Annotated in this window: 12 protein-coding genes; 4 read left to right on the forward strand and 8 right to left on the reverse strand. The window is 52.1% G+C overall.

All coding sequences use genetic code 11. From position 1 onward, the window contains the following. Positions 1 to 858: 858 nt before the first annotated feature. The gene (locus IKB43_03450) at positions 859 to 1,449 is read right to left on the reverse strand and encodes a fibrobacter succinogenes major paralogous domain-containing protein (GenBank protein ID MBR2469197.1); all 591 of its coding nucleotides are present in this window, start codon (positions 1,447 to 1,449) and stop codon (positions 859 to 861) included. A gap of 2,486 nt (positions 1,450 to 3,935) precedes the next feature. Here IKB43_03450 and IKB43_03455 point away from each other — a divergent pair. Then, a complete protein-coding gene (locus IKB43_03455) occupies positions 3,936 to 5,195 on the forward strand; it encodes an ATP-binding protein (GenBank protein ID MBR2469198.1) in 1,260 nt (419 codons plus the stop codon). Positions 5,196 to 5,199: 4 nt separating this feature from the next. Here IKB43_03455 and tgt read toward each other — a convergent pair whose 3' ends face one another. The 6 genes from tgt to IKB43_03485 all read right to left on the reverse strand — a co-directional run bounded on the left by tgt (position 5,200) and on the right by IKB43_03485 (position 9,777). Continuing rightward, positions 5,200 to 6,342, reverse strand: coding sequence for a tRNA guanosine(34) transglycosylase Tgt (gene tgt / locus IKB43_03460; protein MBR2469199.1), 1,143 nt, complete (start codon positions 6,340 to 6,342; stop codon positions 5,200 to 5,202). Positions 6,343 to 6,345: 3 nt separating this feature from the next. Continuing rightward, positions 6,346 to 6,858 (reverse strand): hypothetical protein, encoded by a 513-nt coding sequence (locus tag IKB43_03465; GenBank protein ID MBR2469200.1) that lies wholly within the window; start codon positions 6,856 to 6,858, stop codon positions 6,346 to 6,348. Position 6,859: 1 nt separating this feature from the next. Next, positions 6,860 to 7,993 (reverse strand): DUF2156 domain-containing protein, encoded by a 1,134-nt coding sequence (locus tag IKB43_03470; protein MBR2469201.1) that lies wholly within the window; start codon positions 7,991 to 7,993, stop codon positions 6,860 to 6,862. After that, positions 7,990 to 8,190: a type II toxin-antitoxin system Phd/YefM family antitoxin gene (locus IKB43_03475; protein MBR2469202.1), complete on the reverse strand. Its 201-nt coding sequence runs from the start codon at positions 8,188 to 8,190 to the stop codon at positions 7,990 to 7,992. Before IKB43_03475 ends, IKB43_03470 begins: the two co-directional genes overlap by 4 nt. 1 nt (position 8,191) lies before the next feature. Further along, positions 8,192 to 9,076, reverse strand: coding sequence for an OmpA family protein (locus IKB43_03480; GenBank protein MBR2469203.1), 885 nt, complete (start codon positions 9,074 to 9,076; stop codon positions 8,192 to 8,194). 317 nt (positions 9,077 to 9,393) lie between these two features. Further along, positions 9,394 to 9,777 (reverse strand): hypothetical protein, encoded by a 384-nt coding sequence (locus IKB43_03485; GenBank protein ID MBR2469204.1) that lies wholly within the window; start codon positions 9,775 to 9,777, stop codon positions 9,394 to 9,396. Positions 9,778 to 9,860: 83 nt separating this feature from the next. Between IKB43_03485 and xseA the strand changes: the two genes are divergently transcribed. Next, positions 9,861 to 11,159, forward strand: a complete 1,299-nt coding sequence (xseA, locus tag IKB43_03490) for an exodeoxyribonuclease VII large subunit (GenBank protein ID MBR2469205.1) — start codon at positions 9,861 to 9,863, stop codon at positions 11,157 to 11,159. A gap of 107 nt (positions 11,160 to 11,266) precedes the next feature. Here the strand turns inward: xseA and IKB43_03495 are convergent, their stop codons facing one another. Next, the gene (locus IKB43_03495) at positions 11,267 to 18,628 is read right to left on the reverse strand and encodes a tandem-95 repeat protein (GenBank protein MBR2469206.1); all 7,362 of its coding nucleotides are present in this window, start codon (positions 18,626 to 18,628) and stop codon (positions 11,267 to 11,269) included. Between the two features lie 333 nt (positions 18,629 to 18,961). Between IKB43_03495 and IKB43_03500 the strand changes: the two genes are divergently transcribed. Together IKB43_03500 and IKB43_03505 are read left to right on the forward strand one after the other, a co-directional pair. Next, positions 18,962 to 19,372, forward strand: a complete 411-nt coding sequence (locus IKB43_03500) for a hypothetical protein (protein MBR2469207.1) — start codon at positions 18,962 to 18,964, stop codon at positions 19,370 to 19,372. A gap of 6 nt (positions 19,373 to 19,378) precedes the next feature. Beyond that, on the forward strand, positions 19,379 to 20,197 hold an 819-nt coding region (locus IKB43_03505; protein ID MBR2469208.1), incomplete at its 3' end, for a hypothetical protein.

Genomic DNA, 20,197 nt, shown 5'->3' on the forward strand with positions numbered 1-20,197 from the left:
CTTTTGAATTTCGGTATCGCTACGGTCGCCTAGGAACAATGTCCAAATGGCCTGAAGATAAGCATCATCATTGTATCGGAATATTGCCTCGTTCAAAAGTAAAGAACGAAAAGACTCCACATCACGTATTTCAACGTATTTTCCTTTGTTTTCTACCATCCCTGTATCTATATCCATTCTCTTGACTTCGTCTATATAGTTCATCGTAGCCTCGTCCAAAAAACCGAAGGCAAACATTATTTCTTGGGCCGCTTGCCACCACGCGATATTGAAACCGTAGCCTTTTTCCTGAAACAAGTAGATGCCACGGTCATACATCAAATGGCCAAGCAGGTCTATGTTTCTTTTGTAGTAGCTATTATCATATTCTTTTGACTGTTCATCCATAAAACTTGTCAAGGTTCGAAGCGTCAAGGAATCCTTGGACCATTCGCCTTTAACATCGTTCCAATAAAGCCCCCGAACTTCAAGTTTTGCATATGGATAATCAAGATTGACTTCGTAGAATTCATAATTTCCTTCATCAACGCCTGTTGTGGAGTAGTGTATGCGGCCAGAAGGTGTCAGATCACTTTTTAGTTCATGCAAATTCACGGGCGAAATGTCCTGAAAAGGAAAAGCACCTGTTTTCGCACTGCCCTCTATATTGACATATTCCCTGAAGTAGACCTGTCCCAACCCCTCTTCAGAGTCTTCGGTAGTAGCACTCGATTCATTGTTCTGTGCTGTGTTGCCGGAGTCGCCACCGCAGGCACAAAGCAAGCCCGCAACGGCAAGGAATACCGCCAACAATATTATGTTATAAAAAATAATCCTATTGCTTTCACAGACTGTCATAACAGCCTCCTTGAAAAAAAATTATTGTTCATCCTTGAGGCAGCGGATATAAGCCCCGTAGTACTTGTCGTCGTAACCCAAAGGTGCAGCGTTGTCGTCGCTTCTAAACAGTATGTAATAAGAATCAATGTCGCTGTATGCCGTGGCGCTCCAAAACAAAGTCATTTGCCCTACTCTAGAGAAGTAACCATAATACACGCCACCAGGCAATGCCGAAAAGCCAAATTCATCTGTGCCGTTCCAGCCACTAGCGGACTTGAGTACCTTACCCGCAGATGATTGCCCTTTGACTTCCGTAAACAGCGTTTGAAACTCCGATTTGCTCGGAATGTGCCAGCCTTCGGGGCAAATTCCACGCACAGGGTATGTCGGAGTACAGGACTTATTATATCCGCAATTCTTTCCATGCGTACTCCATTTGCCAGCACTATCCATCGCGGCAGCCCAAGTGTACAATCGACCATATTTAGCACAGCTATCCAGGCTATTGTTGTAACACCAATTTCGGCTCTTATAATTTGTGGTGTCTGCATAATTTAGGTTTTCTGCCATCCATGTCTGGCTTCCGATGACGACAGTTCTATAAAGCTTCTGGTCTCTTTCATCCAACATAAAACCATCACGAATCTTGAGCTCGCCCACCCACAAATTATTCGTACATGTGTAGATAGAGTCTAATCCGTTTGATATGGGTTTGCGAATTTCATTTTCATCCGTATAACTGACGCAACCTTTGTTCAGGGACAATTCCTGCTCATTTGCAACTCTAAAGGTTCCTGCATCGCACACGTATTTATTTGAAGCTACAACTTTGCCAGCGACAATTGAGCCGTCTTTCAGGCAAGTTTTACCATAGGTGTCATACTCCAGTATAGTCGCTGTTCCCCAGGCGTTGTTCTTACAGACGTAATAAGTGCCGTCATACTTGCTTACCACACCTGCGTTACTATTTTGGCAAAGGCCTATGGCGGTTTCCCTTTCAGAAACTTCCCATTTGGAGCCGTTGCAAATATATATGGTGTCTGTTACGTCTCCTTTCTTGAACTCGCCCGTTTTACCTGTGGCCCATCCATAGGTGTCCTTCTGGAAAGTGGTCGCGGGATTCCACTGGCTACCGTTACAGATAAAATACTTGTTGTAATTCTCGCTCAACTTGTTGCTGTTCGGAGCAACGACATCCTTACGGTTGACAGAGCATCCACCCAGCCCATATACGTTGTTCCAATAGATGTCCAGGTAGGTCTCGTAAGCGGGGATATCCAGGATATTCCAGCTTTTCACGGAAGCCTTAATGGTGCTGTAGTTAAAGTCATAAGCCCAGTCCGCCATGGATGCCTTTGTCTGCAAGTCATTCCATTCGCCGTCGGTCTTGATGTCAGCAATGAACTTGTCTATGGTGTTTTGAATTTCGGCATCGCTACGGTTGCCCATGACCAGCGCCGAAATCGCAAGGAGGGATGCATTGCCCGCGCTGGTGGTCGCGCTCACTCCCTCGTTCTGGAAGATGGCGAAGTCCTCGGAATAGGTCACGGCGGTCGCAAACTCAAATGCCGTCATGATTTCTTGCGCAGCCTGCTTTTTCGCGGCATAGACGCTGTAGCCCTTCTCCTGCACCAGATAAAGGGCTCTGTCGTATTCCAGGTGGGTCAACAGGTTGATGTTTACATCTGTCCGTTCTTCAGAAAAGTCGGTCAAGGCACGGAGCGTCATGGAATCGGCGGACCATTCGCCCGTTACCTCGTTCCTATAAAGGCCGCGGACTTCAAGTTTTGCGTAGGGGTATGCGAGGCTCACCTTGGGAATCACGAAATCCCCCTTGTTGCTGGAGATTTCGTCCTTGTAAACGGTTCCAGAAGGGGTCAGGTTCTTCTTTAATTCATACAGGTTCAGCGGTGAGCCGAACTTGAAAGGCCCTTTCTGTGCAACCCCCGTCACGGAAATGTTCTCCCGGACAAAGCCTTCGGGTACATCCGTATCGCTGTTATTACTGCTGCTGGATTTAGTGTCGTAATCCGTTTTGCCAGAGGACATATCCGATGAGACTTCGCTCAGGTCCACCCAAGAGTTATTTTTGCAAAGGTAGTCCGTCAACTTTTCGGCGACATAGACCGTATCGCCCTCGCGTTCGCTGGTGCAGCGGCCCATATCGACAAGGGTCGCCACTTCACGGCCATCATCGACTCCTTCGGCTGGTTCAGAGCCCTTGACCCCCGAACCGCTGTCTCCCCCGCAGGCGGCAAAGAGAAGAGAGAAGGAAAGAACAGCAATGGATTGCTTCACCCCTACGGGGTGCGCAATGACGTTCTTGCTAGAGACGTGAGTATTTATCTTTCTGTTCCAAGCCATGACGGCCTCCATCGGTTAAAACCTGTGGAGTTTCGCCTTGTCCCTGGAAAACACGACCCCAATTTTGTATAAAAAAGGGGTGCGGGTTCGTTGCGTTTACCTAAACGGGGCTCTAGACTTGCCTCAAACCGATAAACGCAAACGTCCCGCGCCCCAAAAGGGCGACAGAACCGCAAAAAGCGGTTTGTCGAAACACGCCAAAAGAACCATACAGGTATGGCTCCAAAAACGCGTTCACGCGAGCGTTCGCCTTGTCCTCGGTTTTAGAAACTGTCTAGATTTCGTTTAGAGGGCAAGAGCAAAAACTCTATATATCCAAAATAAATATAACTTTAATTTAGGCAAAATGCACCAAAAATTTACAAAAGGTGCGAATTTGGGCTAAAAAAAGGATATTTCGTTCTTTTAAGTGACATTTTTTAGATTCTGGGGTGTTTAACAAGGGAAAGTTTTATAGAAGAACGTTTCTTTTGGATGGAGACACAAGTGCAAGAAAATTGCCTTGTCACTTGGTTCGCTTTAGAATTATCGGGAAGCCGACCCGGTATTCTTTGATGATATCTGGGTGCGTGTCGGGGGTGTTTCTTGTTAAAATTCGCGATTTAACCTTTAATTTTATGGATTGAATCCATATTTTTAAGGACAAAAACGTCAATTTTTAATAATTGTGGGAATAAAAAATTAATAATCTTGGGAATTTATGTTCAACAATCTTGGGAATTTTATATATTTGACTCAAAAAAGGGGTCAAAATGGACAATTATCGCAAGCGATACATCGAAAGCCAAATTGAGCGACTACTCAAGTCTAGCAGCGCTGTTCTAGTCGCTGGGCCCAAATTTTGCGGCAAGACCACAACTTGCCTGCGCATGGCAAAAAGCAATATTCGCCTCGTCACACGCCGAAACATTGAACTTGCACGAATGGAACCCCACAACACACTCTTGGGCGAGCAGCCAAGGCTTATCGATGAGTGGCAGACTGTTCCCGAACTTTGGGATGAGATCCGGGCGTGGGCTGACGAGAAACCTGGTTTTGGGCAGTTTATTTTGACGGGAAGTTCCACCCCTGCAGACAAAAGCAAGATTCACCATTCCGGCGCCGGGCGCATCGTGACCCTTCCCATGCGACCCATGTCGCTTTTTGAATCCGGCGATTCTACCGGGACTGTTTCACTTGCGGAACTTTTTTCTAGTGAATCTCCCAATGTTTATGATACAAATGAAAGGCATTCCCTGAAGGACATGGCTTTCTATACCTGCCGCGGAGGCTGGCCTCTTTCGATTCTTGACGACCGTGATGTTGCGCTAGATGTCACTGCGAACTACTACAATGGACTTTTCAATTTCGACACAAGCGAAAATGAAAAATTTCGCAATAAGAAACCCGAAGTTCTTCGGATGATTCTGCGCAGTTATGCCAGAAACATTTCCACCGAAGCCGCCTACAAGACAATCATTCAGGACATTATCGAATCGAACAATCGTACCATGGATACTAAAACATTCAACGATTACTGGGATGCGCTCAAGGATTTGTTCATCATCAGCGACATCGACGCATGGAACCCGAACCTCCGCAGCAAGGCGGTGGTGCGCACCACTCCTACAAGGCATTTCGTCGATACGTCCATCGCATGCCAGGCACTCAATATTTCTCCTGATGATTTGATGGCCGATTTAAAATCCTTCGGTTTTTTCTTTGAGGATTTGGCGGTGCGCGATTTGAACATCTATGCGAGTCTGCTTGGCGGAACTGTCAAACATTACCGAGATAGTCGTGGGCTTGAATGTGATGCCGTTGTTCATACGCCTAAAGGGAAATGGGGCGCCATTGAAATCAAGCTTGGTGGCGACAAACTCATTGAAGAAGGTGCTGCAAATCTGAATAAACTAAAGGATGATGTCGATGACCCGAACATGGCCTTTATGGCGATAATCACAGCCACTGGTCCCGCGTATCGGCGCCTAGACGGAATATATGTCACTCCGCTGAACTGTTTGAGAGCGTAAAGCCTTATTCCACTTCCTGCTGTAGTTGCGGGATAATCTGTGCGGACCATTCCTCGAAATCGTCAGCTTCAATGTGGTCGCGGGCCTGTTGCATCAAGTGCAAATAGAAATGCAGGTTGTGGATGGTCGAAAGTGTCCAGCCGAGGGGTTCCTTGCTCTTGAATAGGTGGCGCAGGTAGGAGCGGCTGTAGTTGCGGCAGCAGTAGCAGTCGCATTCCGGGTCCAGCGGCGCATCGTGCTGGTGCGCGAACTTGGCGTTCTTGTAACGAAGCACTCCCCTGCTGGTGTACACGAGGCCATCCTGGGCGTTTTTCGCGGGCAAAATACAGTCGAACATGTCGACCCCGCGCTTGATAAGTTCTAGCAGGTTCCAGGGCGTGCCCACCCCCATCACGTAGCAGGCGCGGTCTTCGGGCAAATAGTTTGTGCAAAAGTCCGCAATCTCGTACATGGTTTCTACGGGTTCGCCGACGGAGAGGCCGCCCATGGCGTAGCCGTCGGGAGCGAGTTCCTTGAGTGCCTCGATGGATTTTTTGCGGAGTTCCTTGTGCATGCCTCCCTGCACAATCCCGAAAAAGAATTGCGGGTAGCCGTGGAGCGGCGGATTTTCGTGGAGCCAGTCCATTGCCCTGCGGGTCCATTTGAGCGTCAGGTCCAGCGAGTGCGACGCCTCCTCGACGGTACTCGGGTAAGGCGTGCATTCGTCAAAGGCCATGATGATGTCCGCCCCGATTTCTCGCTGGGCCCGCATCACGGATTCGGGTGTGAACTTGTGGCTGCTGCCGTCCAGCAGACTCTTAAATTCCACTCCGTCTTCGGTGATGTGGCGAAAATCCTTGAGGCTCCAGACCTGGAATCCGCCGCTGTCGGTGAGCATGGGGCCGTTCCAGCCCATGAACTTTTGCACGCCGCCCGCTTCGGCAATGAGCTTGGTGCCTGGGCGCAGGTACAGGTGGTAGGTGTTTGCGAGAATAATCTGCGCCTGCATTTCGCGGAGGTCCCGGGTTGAAAGACCCTTCACGCTCGCAAGCGTCCCTACCGGCATAAAAATCGGCGTTTCGATGTCGCCGTGGGCCGTGCGGATTCGTCCGCGGCGGGCTTTGCTGCGCGGCGACTTTGCCAGAAGTTCGAAGGGATTGTTGTTCACGAGCTAAAGATAAATAATCGGGAAACCGGCCCGGTATTCCTTTATGATGTAAGGATGCTCTTTTGCGTATTCAAGAATCTTTTCGCCGAGACCAGATTTTACGAGTTCGGTAAGAGCTTGGCTTGGAACCGCACCGATGCTCGGGCATGTGGGCGTAAGCGCGATGACGAGTTCGCCGTCTTTATTCATAATGCGGAGTGGCCAGATGGAGCAGTCGAAGGGCTTGTCTTCGGGCTTCAGGATGCAGCCTTTTTGCGGGTTCAGGAAAGTGCAGGGAACTTCTTCTTCGGGGTCGGCGGTACGGTAATTGTTTTCAAGGACGAGGCGGCCCGCGCATGATTTTTGCGGGTCGTCAACTGTGCGGAACACCCCCACCACGCCGTATTCGTTTGGTTTGCTGAGTTTTTCCACGACTTCGGGCGGGAAAAGCGGTGTTTCCCAAAGGCTCTGCCTGCGGAAGGAGCAGCAGAACTTGCAGGCGGCGCATTGTTTTTTGGAGAGGATGGAGGAAAGCATATTAGTCTAGGAGATCCCCGCCTTCGCGGGGATGACAAGTAAGGTCGCGGGGATGACAAGTAAGGTCGCGGGGATGACATTGTGAGTCGCGGGGATGACAATGAAGGTCGAGACGACACGTAACATGGTTTTTGTCAAGAATCGTCTGCGGGTAGTACGAGAGTTTTGCCTTGCGGAGGCCCTCGAGGCCGATGTCCTCTTCGCGGTTGATGAATTTTGCACCGTCGGCCACCAGGCGTTCGGCAAACATCTTGTTGATGACGGCATACCCGCCATTGTCCGCGTATTCCCCGATGACCTTCTCGAAATGGATGTCCCATGCGCCGGGAGCAATCTCGGAAGCCATCGTCATGCCGACAGCTTTGCCTTCTACGTACAGGACTGCGCCCCGCATCTGGAGAGCGTCGAAGTTTTCCAGCGCTTCCACGATGGCGCAATATTCCGCCATGCGGGACTTTTCGTCTTCGGAACATTCGGCACGGGCAGCCTCTTCGCATTCGCAGGTAGGCTCACAGGCGGAATCTCCGGCGACAGACTTAAGCCATGACTTTTCGATTTCCAGCGCGACGCCGGCATTTTCGGCCGTGATTTCTTGCAGTTCAAACTGCCCATAAGTGCGGTTGAATCGCGAAATGTGGTTGCGTTTTTTACGGTATTGGTTGCCCGCGAGCGTCGCGAGACCCTCGGCGGAATAAATGTAATCGCTGTCACCCCGATTGTTTTCGAAATGGAGTATGGGCCCGGCGCTGTTTGACCCGGCACTTTCCTTGCCAGAAAATCCATCCGTTTCGACGACGCATTTCGCATTGAAATATTCCCGTAAAATCTGTTCCCGGGGCTCGTCCACAAGGCAGAATTCCAGCGGACGACTCGATTCGCGGGCATCATCGACAATACGTGCTAGCGCCGCCGACACATCGCCCTCCCCTAGCGGAAACGCATAGCCCCGGCGACTCCGCTGTCCGTTGTAGTAGCGGAAAAGAAATCCGTCTTGCAGAGCAACCTGCGTGCCATACTTTTTGCGGAGTAGATAGACGTTTGTAAAGCAGGCGTCGCTCCCGATATAGCCGGAGGCGGCCACGGCTTTTGCCGCGGCCTCCCTGTCTTTTAATTCTGGAGACTTGAACGGAATCACTTTTCCCAGATGGTGTTGGGCAGTTTACTGATATCCCTGAAATCCAGTTTCCCGGATACTCCGGATTCCACGTCCACGAGCTTGGCCAGGGGTTTCCCAGCCCGCTCGATAACGACTTCCTCTTTCTGCAAGGCCACCTGGTTCAGGAGCGAACCGAAGTTCTGCCTTGCTTCCATGGCGGATACGGTCTTGGACATGTTACTTCTGTTCCGGAGCTTTTTCGGGTTCGGCGGATTCCTGCAACACCTTGTCCTGAATCACCAAGTCCACGCGGCGGTTCTTCTGGCGGCCTTCCTTGGTGGAATTGTCCGCAATGGGCATGGTCATGCCGAGGCCCTTGGCTGTCAAGCGGCTGGCGTCGATTCCCTGTTCTACAAGGAAGTTCATCACGTTGTCGGCGCGCTGTTGGGAAAGCTTCATGTTGTGTTCAGCAGAGCCAGTGTTGTCGGTGTTTCCTTCAATGGACACGTTAAACTGCTGGTAAACGGTAAGGATTCCCGCCACCTTGGCAAGGCTGGTCTTCAAGTCCTGTTTCAGGGTAGCCTTGTCCACGTCAAACAAGATGTCGCTCATGGAAAGAATAATGCCGCGGGCATCCTGGGAGACCTGAATCAGCTTGGACTGGAGTTCGTTCAGCTTGTTCATGGCCTCCTTCTGGCGGGCTTCGGCCTTGGCCCGTTCTTCGGCAAGGGCCTTCTTTTCGGCTTCCAGGGCCAGGCGTTCTGCTTCCAGCTGTTTCTGCAGGTCGGCTTCACGTTCACTTGCTGCCTTCAAGGCGGCTTCGCGTTCGGCGGCTTCTGCCAGGAACTTGTCGCGGTTCTGCTGCATTTCGGCCTGGAGTTTTGCTTCCTGTTCCTTCATGGCGTCCTTGGTCTGGGCGAGCCTCTGCTTTTCGGCTTCTAGATCAGCAGCCAGGTTAGAGACCTTGCCACTGCGGGCGTTGGCAATCTGTTCCTGGATGGTTTCAATAGAACGGTTGGTGGCGTTACGCTTTTCCCAGTTTTCCGAAATGTGGGTGCGGCGTTCCTGAACCTCGATTTCTGTCTTGATGATTTCGGCATACAGAAGGCAGTTGTCACCCATGGCCTTCACATTTGCCTTGGGATTCTTCTTCAGTTCGTTCTGGATGTCAGACGCCTTCGCCTTGGCTTCCAACAGGGTAAGCTTTGTATTCCAGGCATTTGCAGGGATTTTCGCATCAAGGGCGTTCAGGGAATCCATGCAGACGTCATAGACGGTAGGTTCGGCTTTTTTGCTGGTGTCGGCAGGTGCAGCCTTTTCTGCTGCCGGCGCTTCGGCAGGCTCAGCGGCCTTTGTCACTTCGGCGGGGGCTGCTGCATCGGCGGCGTAGGCAAACGAGGCAACCAGGGAGGCGGCGGTCAAGAACTTAAGCGTCTTCATTACTTGGCCTCCTTATTTTCGTTGTCCAGAATGTTCTGGTAAAGGAGCTTGCGTTCCACATCGGCGCGGAGTTCGGCTTCGACGCGTTCGTCTTCGGCTTTCAGGGAATCACGCTCGGCACGGAGCATGGCCAAGCGGTATTCCAGGCGGCTAGCCTCGAAGGCGGCCAGGGCTTCCTGGGCCTTTTTCTGTTCCATGTAGGCCTTTGCAGAATCCAGATGGGCATTGGCGCTTTCGACGGTGGCGGAATCCGCCTTGATTTCGGTAGCTACGGCACGGGTGCCTTCGGTCTGTTCCATGGAACGGCTCAAAGCATGCTGGTTGGCGGCGCAGCCCACCAGGGCAAGCGCCACCAGGCCAGAGACAAAAAACAAAGATTTCATTGTTTCTCCTAGGACATTTAAATCTATCTACTTTGATAAAATAAAAAAAATTATCTTTTGGGGTGTAACAAATTGAAAAAAATATGGACCAGCCCATAAAATCCTTTTCTGTCGGCAAATACCTGCAATCTGTCAAGCGGAAATTGACGGAAACTCCTGCGGTATGGGTCCACGGCGTCATTACGCAAATGACCGTCAAGGAGCGCGTGGTTTACCTGAGCATCGCCGAATACGAAGAAGGCAACGTGAAGCCCGTGGCTACCCTCCCCCTGACCTGCTTTATCCCCAAATACGCGGCCATCTGCCAAAAGGCCGAAAATGCGGCCAAGCCTTTTACCTTGCGGGAACAGATTAAGGTCTGTTTCCTGGTCCAGGCGGATTTGTACATTACCCTGGGCAAATTCCAGGCCCAGATTCTGGACATCGACCCGGTCTATACCATCGGGGAACTTGCCATTACCAGGCAGGCCATCTTGAAAAAATTGACCGAAGAGGGCCTGCTCCACAAGAATGCCGAACTGGAACTGCCCCCTACCCCGCTCCATGTGGGGCTCATTACCGGCGAATCTACGGCGGCCTACAAGGATTTTACTACCCGGCTTGATGCCTCTCCCTTTGCCTTCAAGGTCCGGACCGAATACGCCAAGATGCAGGGGAATGAGACGGAATCCACCGTCCTTGCATCTCTTGAGCGATTGCTACAGGATCCTGAAATCGATGTGGTGTGTATTGTCCGTGGTGGCGGTTCCAAGACGGACCTGAACTATTTTGACAGCGAAGCCCTGTGCCGTGCCGTGGCGAACTACCCTGTTCCGGTCTTTACGGGCATCGGGCACGAAATCGACAAGAGCCTGCTGGACGAAGTGGCCTACCTTTCGTGTATCACGCCTACGGACTGTGCAAAGCGCCTGGCGGAGCGGATGACTGAAAGCTGGCAGGCCATGCTGACTATGGTGAGTGGCATCCAGGACAGCGCCAAGACGCTCCTTTCTGAAACCAGGGAAGAACTTTCGGGTCTCGCCCATTCCCTGCAGCAGGCCGTCTTTGGCCGAATCCAGCAGGAAAAATCCGGACTGGCCATCAAGGGAACATCTTTGGCCAAAGAGGTCCATTTTATTTTGCGGAACGAATCCCAGCGGGTCTCCCGAAACGAAGAAGGTCTAAAGCAGGGTTCCCGCAAGATTCTGGATTTGGAAAAGGCCAAGTTCGAAATTACGGAGCTGAAAGTCAAGAGCGCAAGCCCGGAAACCGCCCTTGCCAGAGGGTATTCCTTCACCCTGGATGCAAAGGGCAAGTTCATCCGGAGCAAGGCTCAGGTCCAGGCAGGCGACCTCATAACCACCCGCCTCTCCGATGGAACGGTCCAGTCCGTAGTGCAGTAAAACGCACGTCAACCACGCCATGACGGCATACAAAAAATCCCGCATTTCTGCGGGATTTTTTCATAGGAGATCCCCGCCTTCGCGGGGATGACAAAGGGTGTCAGCGACTAGCGCTTCTTGCCCTTCTTGCCTTTCTTCTTATCCTTCTTCTTGTCCTTCTTGTTGGACTTCTTGTCTTCGTCGTCCTTGGGCTCATCCTTCTTTACTGCCGGTTCGGCGCCACCACGCAAATCCTTCATCTTGAAGGTCACGTTGATTTCTGCCGTTTCGGGCTTGGAGTAAAGTCCACCCGGATCCTTCACCTTGTAGGTGAATTCGTCGAGACCGGAGAATCCCTTGTTCGGAATGTAGGTGAAAGAACCGTCGCGTTCGTTCAGGTCAATCTTTCCGTTATGGGGCTTCTGGACCAACTGGGCAGAAACCGGCTTCTCGTTATCCGGGTCGGTCACGCCAGACAGGAGACCGTCAGAAGCAGAAACCTTCAAGGTCTCCCCTTCCCTGGTCACGTAGGTCTGAGAACGGGCCTTCGGCGGATCGTTCACGGCAATCACGGTGAAGGTGGCCGTCTTAGAAGCCTTGGCACCGTCGGGATCAACCACGGCGAAGGTAATGCGTTCCGGCTTGCCGGACCAGTCTTCGTGAGGCTGAGAAACGGTAACGGTCTTCTTGAACTTGTCGTACTTCACATCGAGGTACTTGTTACCCGTGAAGGTCCACTTCAGTTCGTCGAAGCGGTGATCCGGGTCGCGGGCATACTGGTCGAGCTTGATGGTGGCCACAACGCCCTTGTTGTCGTCTTCCTTGATGGTGAAATCAGGAATGTCACGCATAATCGGGGCCTTGTTCACATGCTTCACCACGAACTTGGCCATAGCCTTGTCAGAGGCACCTGCCGGGTCAGTGGCGGTGAAGATAAGGGTTTCGTCACCGGACCAATCCTGCTTCTTGGGCTTGATCACGGCTTCGCGGCCGCCAGAAATCTTCACATCAAGGTTCTTGGCACCGGCAACCTTCCACTTAATCTCGTGGGGCTTGTTATCCGGGTCTTCCACATACTGGTCGAGCTTGATAGCCTTGAAGGGCTTGCCTTCTTCGATTTCCTGGCCAGGAATTTCCTTGACCATAGGAGCATCGTTGACGGGCTTCACGGTGAACTTTACGTTCACTGTGGCCTTTTCGCCGGAGGGGTCGAAGGCGTTCACGGCCACCGTTTCGGTACCGTTCCAGTACTTGTTGGGCACTTCGACAGTAAGCACGCCCTTGTCGTCGATGTTGAAAATCAAGTCGTGCTTGACCGTAGAGGCCTTGGCCTTGCCGCCCTTGGCGGCCTTGCCCTTCTTGCCCTTGCCCTTAGCGGGAGCGGCCTTGGATGCGGGCTCGGCGTCGTCCAGAGTCCAGGTCAGTTCTTCCAGCTTGTTGTCCGGGTCGCTCACGAACTTGGAGAAGTCCACAGGAGCGAAGCTCTTCTTTTCGTCGATGACGAAGGGCTGCACGGGCTTGAGCACCGGAGGATCGTTCACCGGAGTCACCTCAAAGGTAGCCTCGGCAGAAGCCTTGGCTCCGGCCGGGTCAGACACGGTGAACTTCAGGGTTTCCTTGCCGTTCCAGTTGGGGTTCGGCGTCACAACCATGGCGCGGGAGCCCTTCACTTCCACCTTCAGGTCCTTGTTTCCGGAAACGCTCCACTTGAGTTCGGCGGGCTTGTTGTCCGGGTCGGTCGCCACCTTGGACAGGTCAACCGGTTCGAACTTTTCGCGTTCCTTGATCTTCTGGCCTGGAATCTTGGTCACCACAGGTGCGTCGTTCACCGGAGACACCTCGAAAAGAATCTGCTGAGAAGCCTTGGCTCCTTCGGGGTCAATGACGTTCAGGGTAACCTTTTCGTTGCCGTTCCAGAACTTGTCGGGCGTGGTCACCACCAGCTGGTGCTTGGCGTTGACAGATGCCTTCAAGAAACGGGTATTGCCGATTTCGAACTTGAGCTGTTCGATCTTGTGGTCAGGATCAGACACATACTGGGCAAGGTCGATGGGCTTGAAGGTTTCCTTTTCCTTGATGGACTGAGTGGGAATCTGCTTGATTACAGGAGCATCGTTGACCGATTCCACCTTGAAGTTCACCGTCTTGGAGGCCTCGGCACCTTCGGGGTCCTTGGCAATAAAGGTCACGTTGCGTTCGCCGTTCCAGTACTTGTTGGGAAGCTTGATGTGGGCGATTGCCTTCTTGTCCACTTCCACAACGAATTCGTCTTGCGGGGCGGCCTTTTCCTCGGCAGCGGGTTCTTCCTTGGCACCCTTGCCCTTCTTGCCCTTGGACTTCTTGGCTTTTTTCGGAGCGGGCTTGGCTGCGGCTCCGCCAACCTTTTCCACCTTAACCGTCCAGCTGAGCTGTTCAATCTTGTGGTCAGGATCGGAAACGAACTTGGAGAGTTCGATATCCTTGAATTCACCCTTCTCCTTGATTTTCTGGCCAGGAATGTCCTTCATGACCGGAGCGTCGTTGACGGAGGTGATTTCGAAGGTCACTGTCTGGGAGGCAGAAGCGCCGTCGGGGTCCTTCACCGTAAGGGTCATGGTTTCGGGAGCGCACCAGAAATACTTGTCCGGAGCAGACACCGTGAGGATACGGCTCGGGGAAATGTCGGCCTTCAGCTTCTTGTTGCCGGTGATGGTCCAGGTCAACTCATTAGGCTTGTTGTCCGGATCCTTCACGAATTCGTCCAACTTGATCAACTGGAAGGATTCCTTCTCCTTGATCTTCTGGTTGGGAATCTGCTTGGCAATAACCGGAGCGTCGTTCACGCGGGTCGCCTCGAAGTCCATCTTGTGGCTGGCGGAAGCGCCTTCGGGGTCGGTAACCGTGAAGGTCAGAGTTTCCTTGCCGTGCCACTGGGCATCGGGTGTCAGGATTTCTACAGTGTTGTCCTTCTTCTGGTTCACCTTCAGCTGTTTGTTGCCAGAAACGGTCCACTTGAGGCTAGAGGCCGGATGATCCGGGTCAGATGCCATGGTAGAAAGGTCGATGGGCTTGAACTTGCCGCCTTCGCGGATGGTTTCACCCTTCGGGGCCTTGTCAGAAATCTTGGGCACGTCGTTGATGGACTTGACTTCGAAGGTAGCGGTCTTGCTGGCCTTTGCGCCATCGGGGTCGGTAACCGTGAAGGTGATGTTGGCAGAACCGTTCCAGAGTTTGTCGGGAATGGCGATGGTAGCCACACGGTTGTTGTCCACCTTCACTTCAAGGCCTGCACCCTGCGGAGCGGATTCTTCCTTGGCGGCTTTACCTTTCTTCCCCTTCTTCGGAGCGGCCTTAGCACTGGCGGCCTTCACATCGAAGGACCAGGCCAGTTCAGACTTCTTGTGGTCGGGGTCATTCACCAGGTCATCCAACTTGATGGTGGCAAACTGCTTCTTTTCGTCGATGGACTGGCTCTTCAGTTCCTTTACGAACACAGGAGCGTCGTTGACGGATTCCACCGCAAACTTGACGCTACGGCTGTCAGAAACGCCTTCGGGGTCGGTCACCGTGAACTTGACGGTTTCTTCACCGTGCCAGTTGGGGTTCGGAGTGGTAACGGTTACCTTGTGAGAACCGTCCATAGCCACCTTCAGTTCCTTGGCACCTTCAATCTTCCATTTCAGCTTGTTCTTCGGGTGGTCCAAATCTTCTACGAAGTTATCCAGCTCGATAGCCTTGAACTGACCCTTTTCCTTGATGGACTGGTCAGCGATATCCTTCATGACCGGAGGATCGTTCACGGAATTCACCGTGAAGGCTGCGGTAGTAGAAGCCTTGGCACCTTCGGGGTCGGTCACCGTAAAGGTGAGCTTTTCAGAACCGTTCCACAGCGGGTTCGGGGTATTGATGGTCACCTCCCCTGCCTTGGAAATGTTCACCTTCAGGTCCTTGTTGCCAGAAACGTCAATCTTGAGCTTTTCAAACGGATGGTCGGGATCCTTCACCAGTTCAGCCAAATTGATAGAGGCAAAGGCTGCCTTTTCGGCGATGGTCTGGTCCTTGATCTTGCCGATGGTCGGGGCGTCGTTCACGGAGCTTACCGTAAAGGTTGCCGTGCAGCTGGCCTTGCCGCCTTCGGGGTCGGTGACCGTAAAGGTGATGACTTCTTCGCCATGCCAGTTCTTTTCAGGAATGACAATCTTTGCCATGCGCTTGTCATCGACAGTCACGGCGAGCTGCGGGGCGTAACCCTTCGGAGAGCCCTTGCCGGGTTTCACGTCGAAGGACCAGCTGAGCTGTTCGGGCTTGTGGTCCGGATCGTTTACGATGTCGTTCAGGCTGATGATGGCAAATTCACGCTTTTCCTGGATAGTCTGGTCCTTGATGGGCTTGGTGAACACCGGCAGGTCGTTTACAGATTCGGCGGTGAAAGTCACCACGCGGTTATCTGTAGCCCCTTCGGGGTCGGTCACCGTGAACTTAATGGATTCAGAACCGTTCCAGAACTTGGACGGAGCCTTGACGGTGGCCACATGCTTGTTGTCGATGTTGACCTTCAAGTCCTTCTGGCCACTGAAGGTCCACTTGAGGTTGGCCTTGTCGTGGTCCTTGTCTTCTACAAAGTTGTTCAGCTCGATAGGCTTGAATTCAGCCTTTTCCTTGATGGTCTGGCTTGCGATATCCTTCATGACCGGAGGATCGTTGATGGACTTGACCGTGAATACGGCGTCGGACTTGGCAGAAGCGCCTTCGGGGTCGGTCACCGTGAAGGTCACCTTCTCCGAACCGTTCCACAGCGGGTTCGGGGTCTTGATAGTCACCACGCCGGCCTTGTCGATAGAAATCTTCAGGTCCTTGTTGCCGGTAACGGCCCATTTGAGCTGGGAGAACTCGTGGTCGGCATCGCTTGCCAGTTCGGCAAGGTTGATGGCGACAAATTCGCCCTTTTCGTCAATCATCTGATCAGGAATCTTCTTGAGCACAGGCACGTCGTTGACGGAGTTCACCGTGAACACGGCCTTGGAGGTTGCGGTTGCACCTTCGGGGTCGGCTACCGTGAAGGTAATCTCGTCGGAGCCGTTCCAGAGCTTGTTAGGAATAATAATCTTGGCCACCATCTGGGCGTCCACTTCGACCGTGAGGCCGGATTCCTTCTTCTTGGAGCCGGGAGCGGGCTTCACGTCGGTGGTGATGGTAAGTTCGCTCATCTTGTGGTCGGCGTCCTTGATCATTTCGCCAAGCTTGATGGGCTGGAACTGTTCCTTTTCCTTGATGGTCTGAGCAACGACCTGCTTGGTAAATTCGGGCACGTCGTTCACAGATTCTACAGTGTATGCCACGGAGCGTTCATCCGTTGCGCCTTCGGGGTCGGTCACCTTGATGGTCAAGGTTTCAGAGCCGTTCCAGTGCTTGGAAGGAGGAGTAATGGTCATCACCTGCTTCGGGTCCACATTGACCTTCAGTTCGCGGTTTCCGCTGACGGTCCACTTGAGCTTGTCGGCGGGGTGATCCAGGTCTTCGACGAACTTGCTCAGTTCGACAGGCTTGAAATCCTGCTTTTCCTTGATGGTCTGTTCCGGAATATCCTTCATGACCGGAGGATCGTTGATAGACTTGACAGTGAGCTTCATGGTAGAAGAAGCCTTGCCGCCTTCGGGGTCGGTAGCCGTGAAGGTCAGAGTTTCAGAACCGTTCCAGAGTTCGTTCGGAGTCTTGAAGGAAACTTCGCGAGTCTTGGCGTTGATGTTCACCTTGATGTCCTTGTTGCCTGTCACTTCGAACTTGAGCTTGGACAGGTCGTGGTCGGCATCGCTGACAAATTCGTCGAGAACGATAGAAGAGAGTTCGCTCTTTTCTTCGATGGTCTGGTCAGGAATCTTCTTGAACACGGGCACGTCGTTGATGGACTTCACCGTGAACTTGGCGTCCTTCTTGATAGAAGCGCCTTCAGGGTCAGTACAAATGAACGTGATGGTTGCAGAACCGTTCCAGTACTTGTCCGGAATTTCCACAGAGGCCACGTGGTTTTCATCGATGTTCACCTGCAGGGTTCCCGTTTCCGGTTCCTTGCCGTCGTGCTTCACGTTTGCTTCCCAGGAGAGTTCGGAATTCTTGTGGTCGGCATCCTTCACGAATTCGTCCAGCTTGATCTTGCCGAAGGTCTTCTTCTCTTCGATGGTCTGGCCTTCGATGTCCTTGACGAACTCGGGCTTGTCATTGACGGAGTTTACCGTAAAGGAAGCTTCGGATTCTGCGCATGCCTTCTCGGGGTCGCAGACCTTGAACTTGGCGGTTTCAGAGCCGTTCCAGTACTTGTTGGGAATGGCGATAGTCGCCTGCTTGCCGTTGACCGTTACCTTCAGGTCCTTAGTGCCAGAAACTGTCCACTTCAGTTCCTCGAACTTGTGGTCCAGGTCCTTGACCAAAACGCTCAGGTCAATAGGCTTGAATTCCTGCTTTTCTTCGATAGTCTGTTCGGGAACGTCCTTCACGAACTCCGGAGGATCGTTGATGGACTTTACGGTGTACTTGGCAGAAGTGTTGACGGACGCACCAGCGGGGTCGGTCGCCGTCCAGGTGATGGTCTCGGCACCGTTCCACAATTCGTTGGGAGTAGAAATTGTGGCAGAGCCGGACTTGTCGATCTTCACCTTCAGGTCCTTGTTGCCAGAAGCGGACCACTTGATGGTAGAAACGTCGTTATCCACATCGGTAACGAAGTCGGTCAGGGAAATCTGTTCGAATTCATTCTTTTCTTCGATGGTCTGGTCGGGAATCTTCTGGAGCACCGGAGCGTCGTTGATGGCCTTCACCGTAAAGGTGGCCGTCTTAGAATCGCTGGCATATTCGCCGTCGGTGGCCGTAAACTTGATTTTGGCGGCACCGTACCAGTTGGTATCGGGAATCAAGATGGTGGCGATTCGGTTGTTGTCGATCTCCACGTTCAGGTCGCCTTCAGCCTGATCCTTGCCCACCGGTTGGATGTCCGTTTCCCAAAGAATCTGGTTCTTCGGGTGGTCCGGATCTTCGACAAAATCGTCGAGCTTGATCTTGGTGAACTGCTTACCTTCGTCGATGGTCTGATCGGCAATGGCCTTCACTACGGGCGGGTTGTTTACGGACTCGACGGAGAAGTTCACCGTCTCGGAACCGACCGCTCCTTTGGTGTCGGTTGCCGCGAAAGTAATGTCTTCGGAACCATTCCAGTACTGGTCCGGAACCGCGATTGTGGCTACACGGTCGCCGGAAATAGTCACCTTCAAGCTCTTGTTGCCAGATACAGCCCACTTGATCTGTGCAGGCTTGTCCATGTCGTCGGACACGTACTGGTCAAGTTTAATCGTTGCGAACTTTCCGCCTTCTTGAATGGATTCACCCGGAATCCCGTTCACGGACGGAGCGTTGTTCTCTACAGCTGCCGCATCAGCTCCGGCTTCTTGTGCAATAACCACAGAGGCAAGAATGCCCGCAGAAGCAAACAAAGCTGTAATAGGCCAATTTTTACGTTTCATCGATGTTCTCCCATAATTCCATCTGCAGGATGTTTCCCATGAAAATCCTGCTTTCCAATGTGATAACAGTCACCAAATATAAAGTTTTTTGGGCTTTTTTTTCTCAAAAACCGCTTTTTTTTGCAAAAAAATAGCGTTTTGGGCGTTGCTCAGGGAGTGTAAAATCGTAACTCGTTGATAATCAACAAGTTAGAGAATCTTCCCTTATAAATCGATTTTTGGCATATTTGATGTTAGGGGGCGCAACGGCGCAAAAACAATGACAAATAGTGATTAATTTGCTAAATTCCACCTAAATTTTGGAAAAAAACACCATCACAACTGGTAAGGTCTATGAAATTCGTATTTCTTTGCGATGCCAACTATCTGAAGGGCGACTACGCCAATTTCGTCAATAACTTCCCTTCCGGTCACGAACTCCTGACCATCACTTCTGACGATTTGCTACAGTCCAAGACCATTCTTGAAGGTGCTTTCGCCCTCTTGGCCGAAAAATCCACCTGGCAGAAGAACTTCAGCCTCTTCCGCTATTTTGGACTCCTCCCCTCCCTCGAGGTTTTGCCCACGGCCTTTGTCGCCCGCGGCCGTCGCAACGAATCCCTGAAGGGCCGTAACGCCAACCGCAATCAGGAGATTTTCTTCAACCCTGCATCTACTTCCGAAGAGCTGCACATCCAGATCGACAAGTTCATTGCCGCTCCCCCCGCAGGCTTCTCTTACCCCAGGGGCACTGCCAAGGCATAGTTCCCCATGCAGAGGAAAGTCCTGGACTACCTGTGCAAACAAGGCGGGCTGGGCTTATTTGCCTTCCCTGGTGACCAGGTAGATTTTGAATCCATTGACAAAGTAGCGCTAGCCCTGAACGCTGGCGCTCCTTTCGTTATTATGGACTTTTCCCACAAGTCCCTTTTTCCGGGTAACCATCTAAGAACATTCTTCAAGAGAAAACTTACTGGCGAAGAAATCGAATTCATCCGCGATTCTAAAGAAGGCCTGGTATTTCGGCTCAGCAAGGAAATGGGACTGGATGCGGAGCTCAACTTCAGGATTTTTTACCGCAACCTGGAAGCGGTTCGCTCCGTTGTTCCCTACATTTTTGCCATCTTGCCCGACGAACTTTCCGACGCGCAATTCAAGCGGATTGCAGAAATCGCGAAGGTGGTCATTATCGCCGGCGATAACCGGGAAGCGGCCTCCGCCTATTTGCAGGACTACTCTTTTTTGCGAAAACGCTCTTTGGTCTGGCTCGTCAAGGGAATGCCGGACAGGCGTAAGTACAGGGATGCCAACGAGGCCGTCAAGAAATCCTATTCGAACTGTCGCGAAATTCGAAAAATAGACTGGACAAAGAAACCTGAGCGTTTTGCCAAGGCCCTGACGCTGCTGTTCAAGGCGGAGATCCTGAAAAAAAATCCTCTCGATGGGTTCTTCAGGATTTTCAGGAATTTTTTCTTGCTCTTTGTGCTTGCCGTTGTGGCAATTCCCTTCTTGATTCCCTCCACCGTCGATGTTGGCATTTCCCATGTGCGGGAACGGAATTCGGAACGTGACCGGCTTTCGCTTGCACCG

The sequence above is a fragment of the Fibrobacter sp. genome, assembly GCA_017503015.1.
Lineage (GTDB): Bacteria > Fibrobacterota > Fibrobacteria > Fibrobacterales > Fibrobacteraceae > Fibrobacter.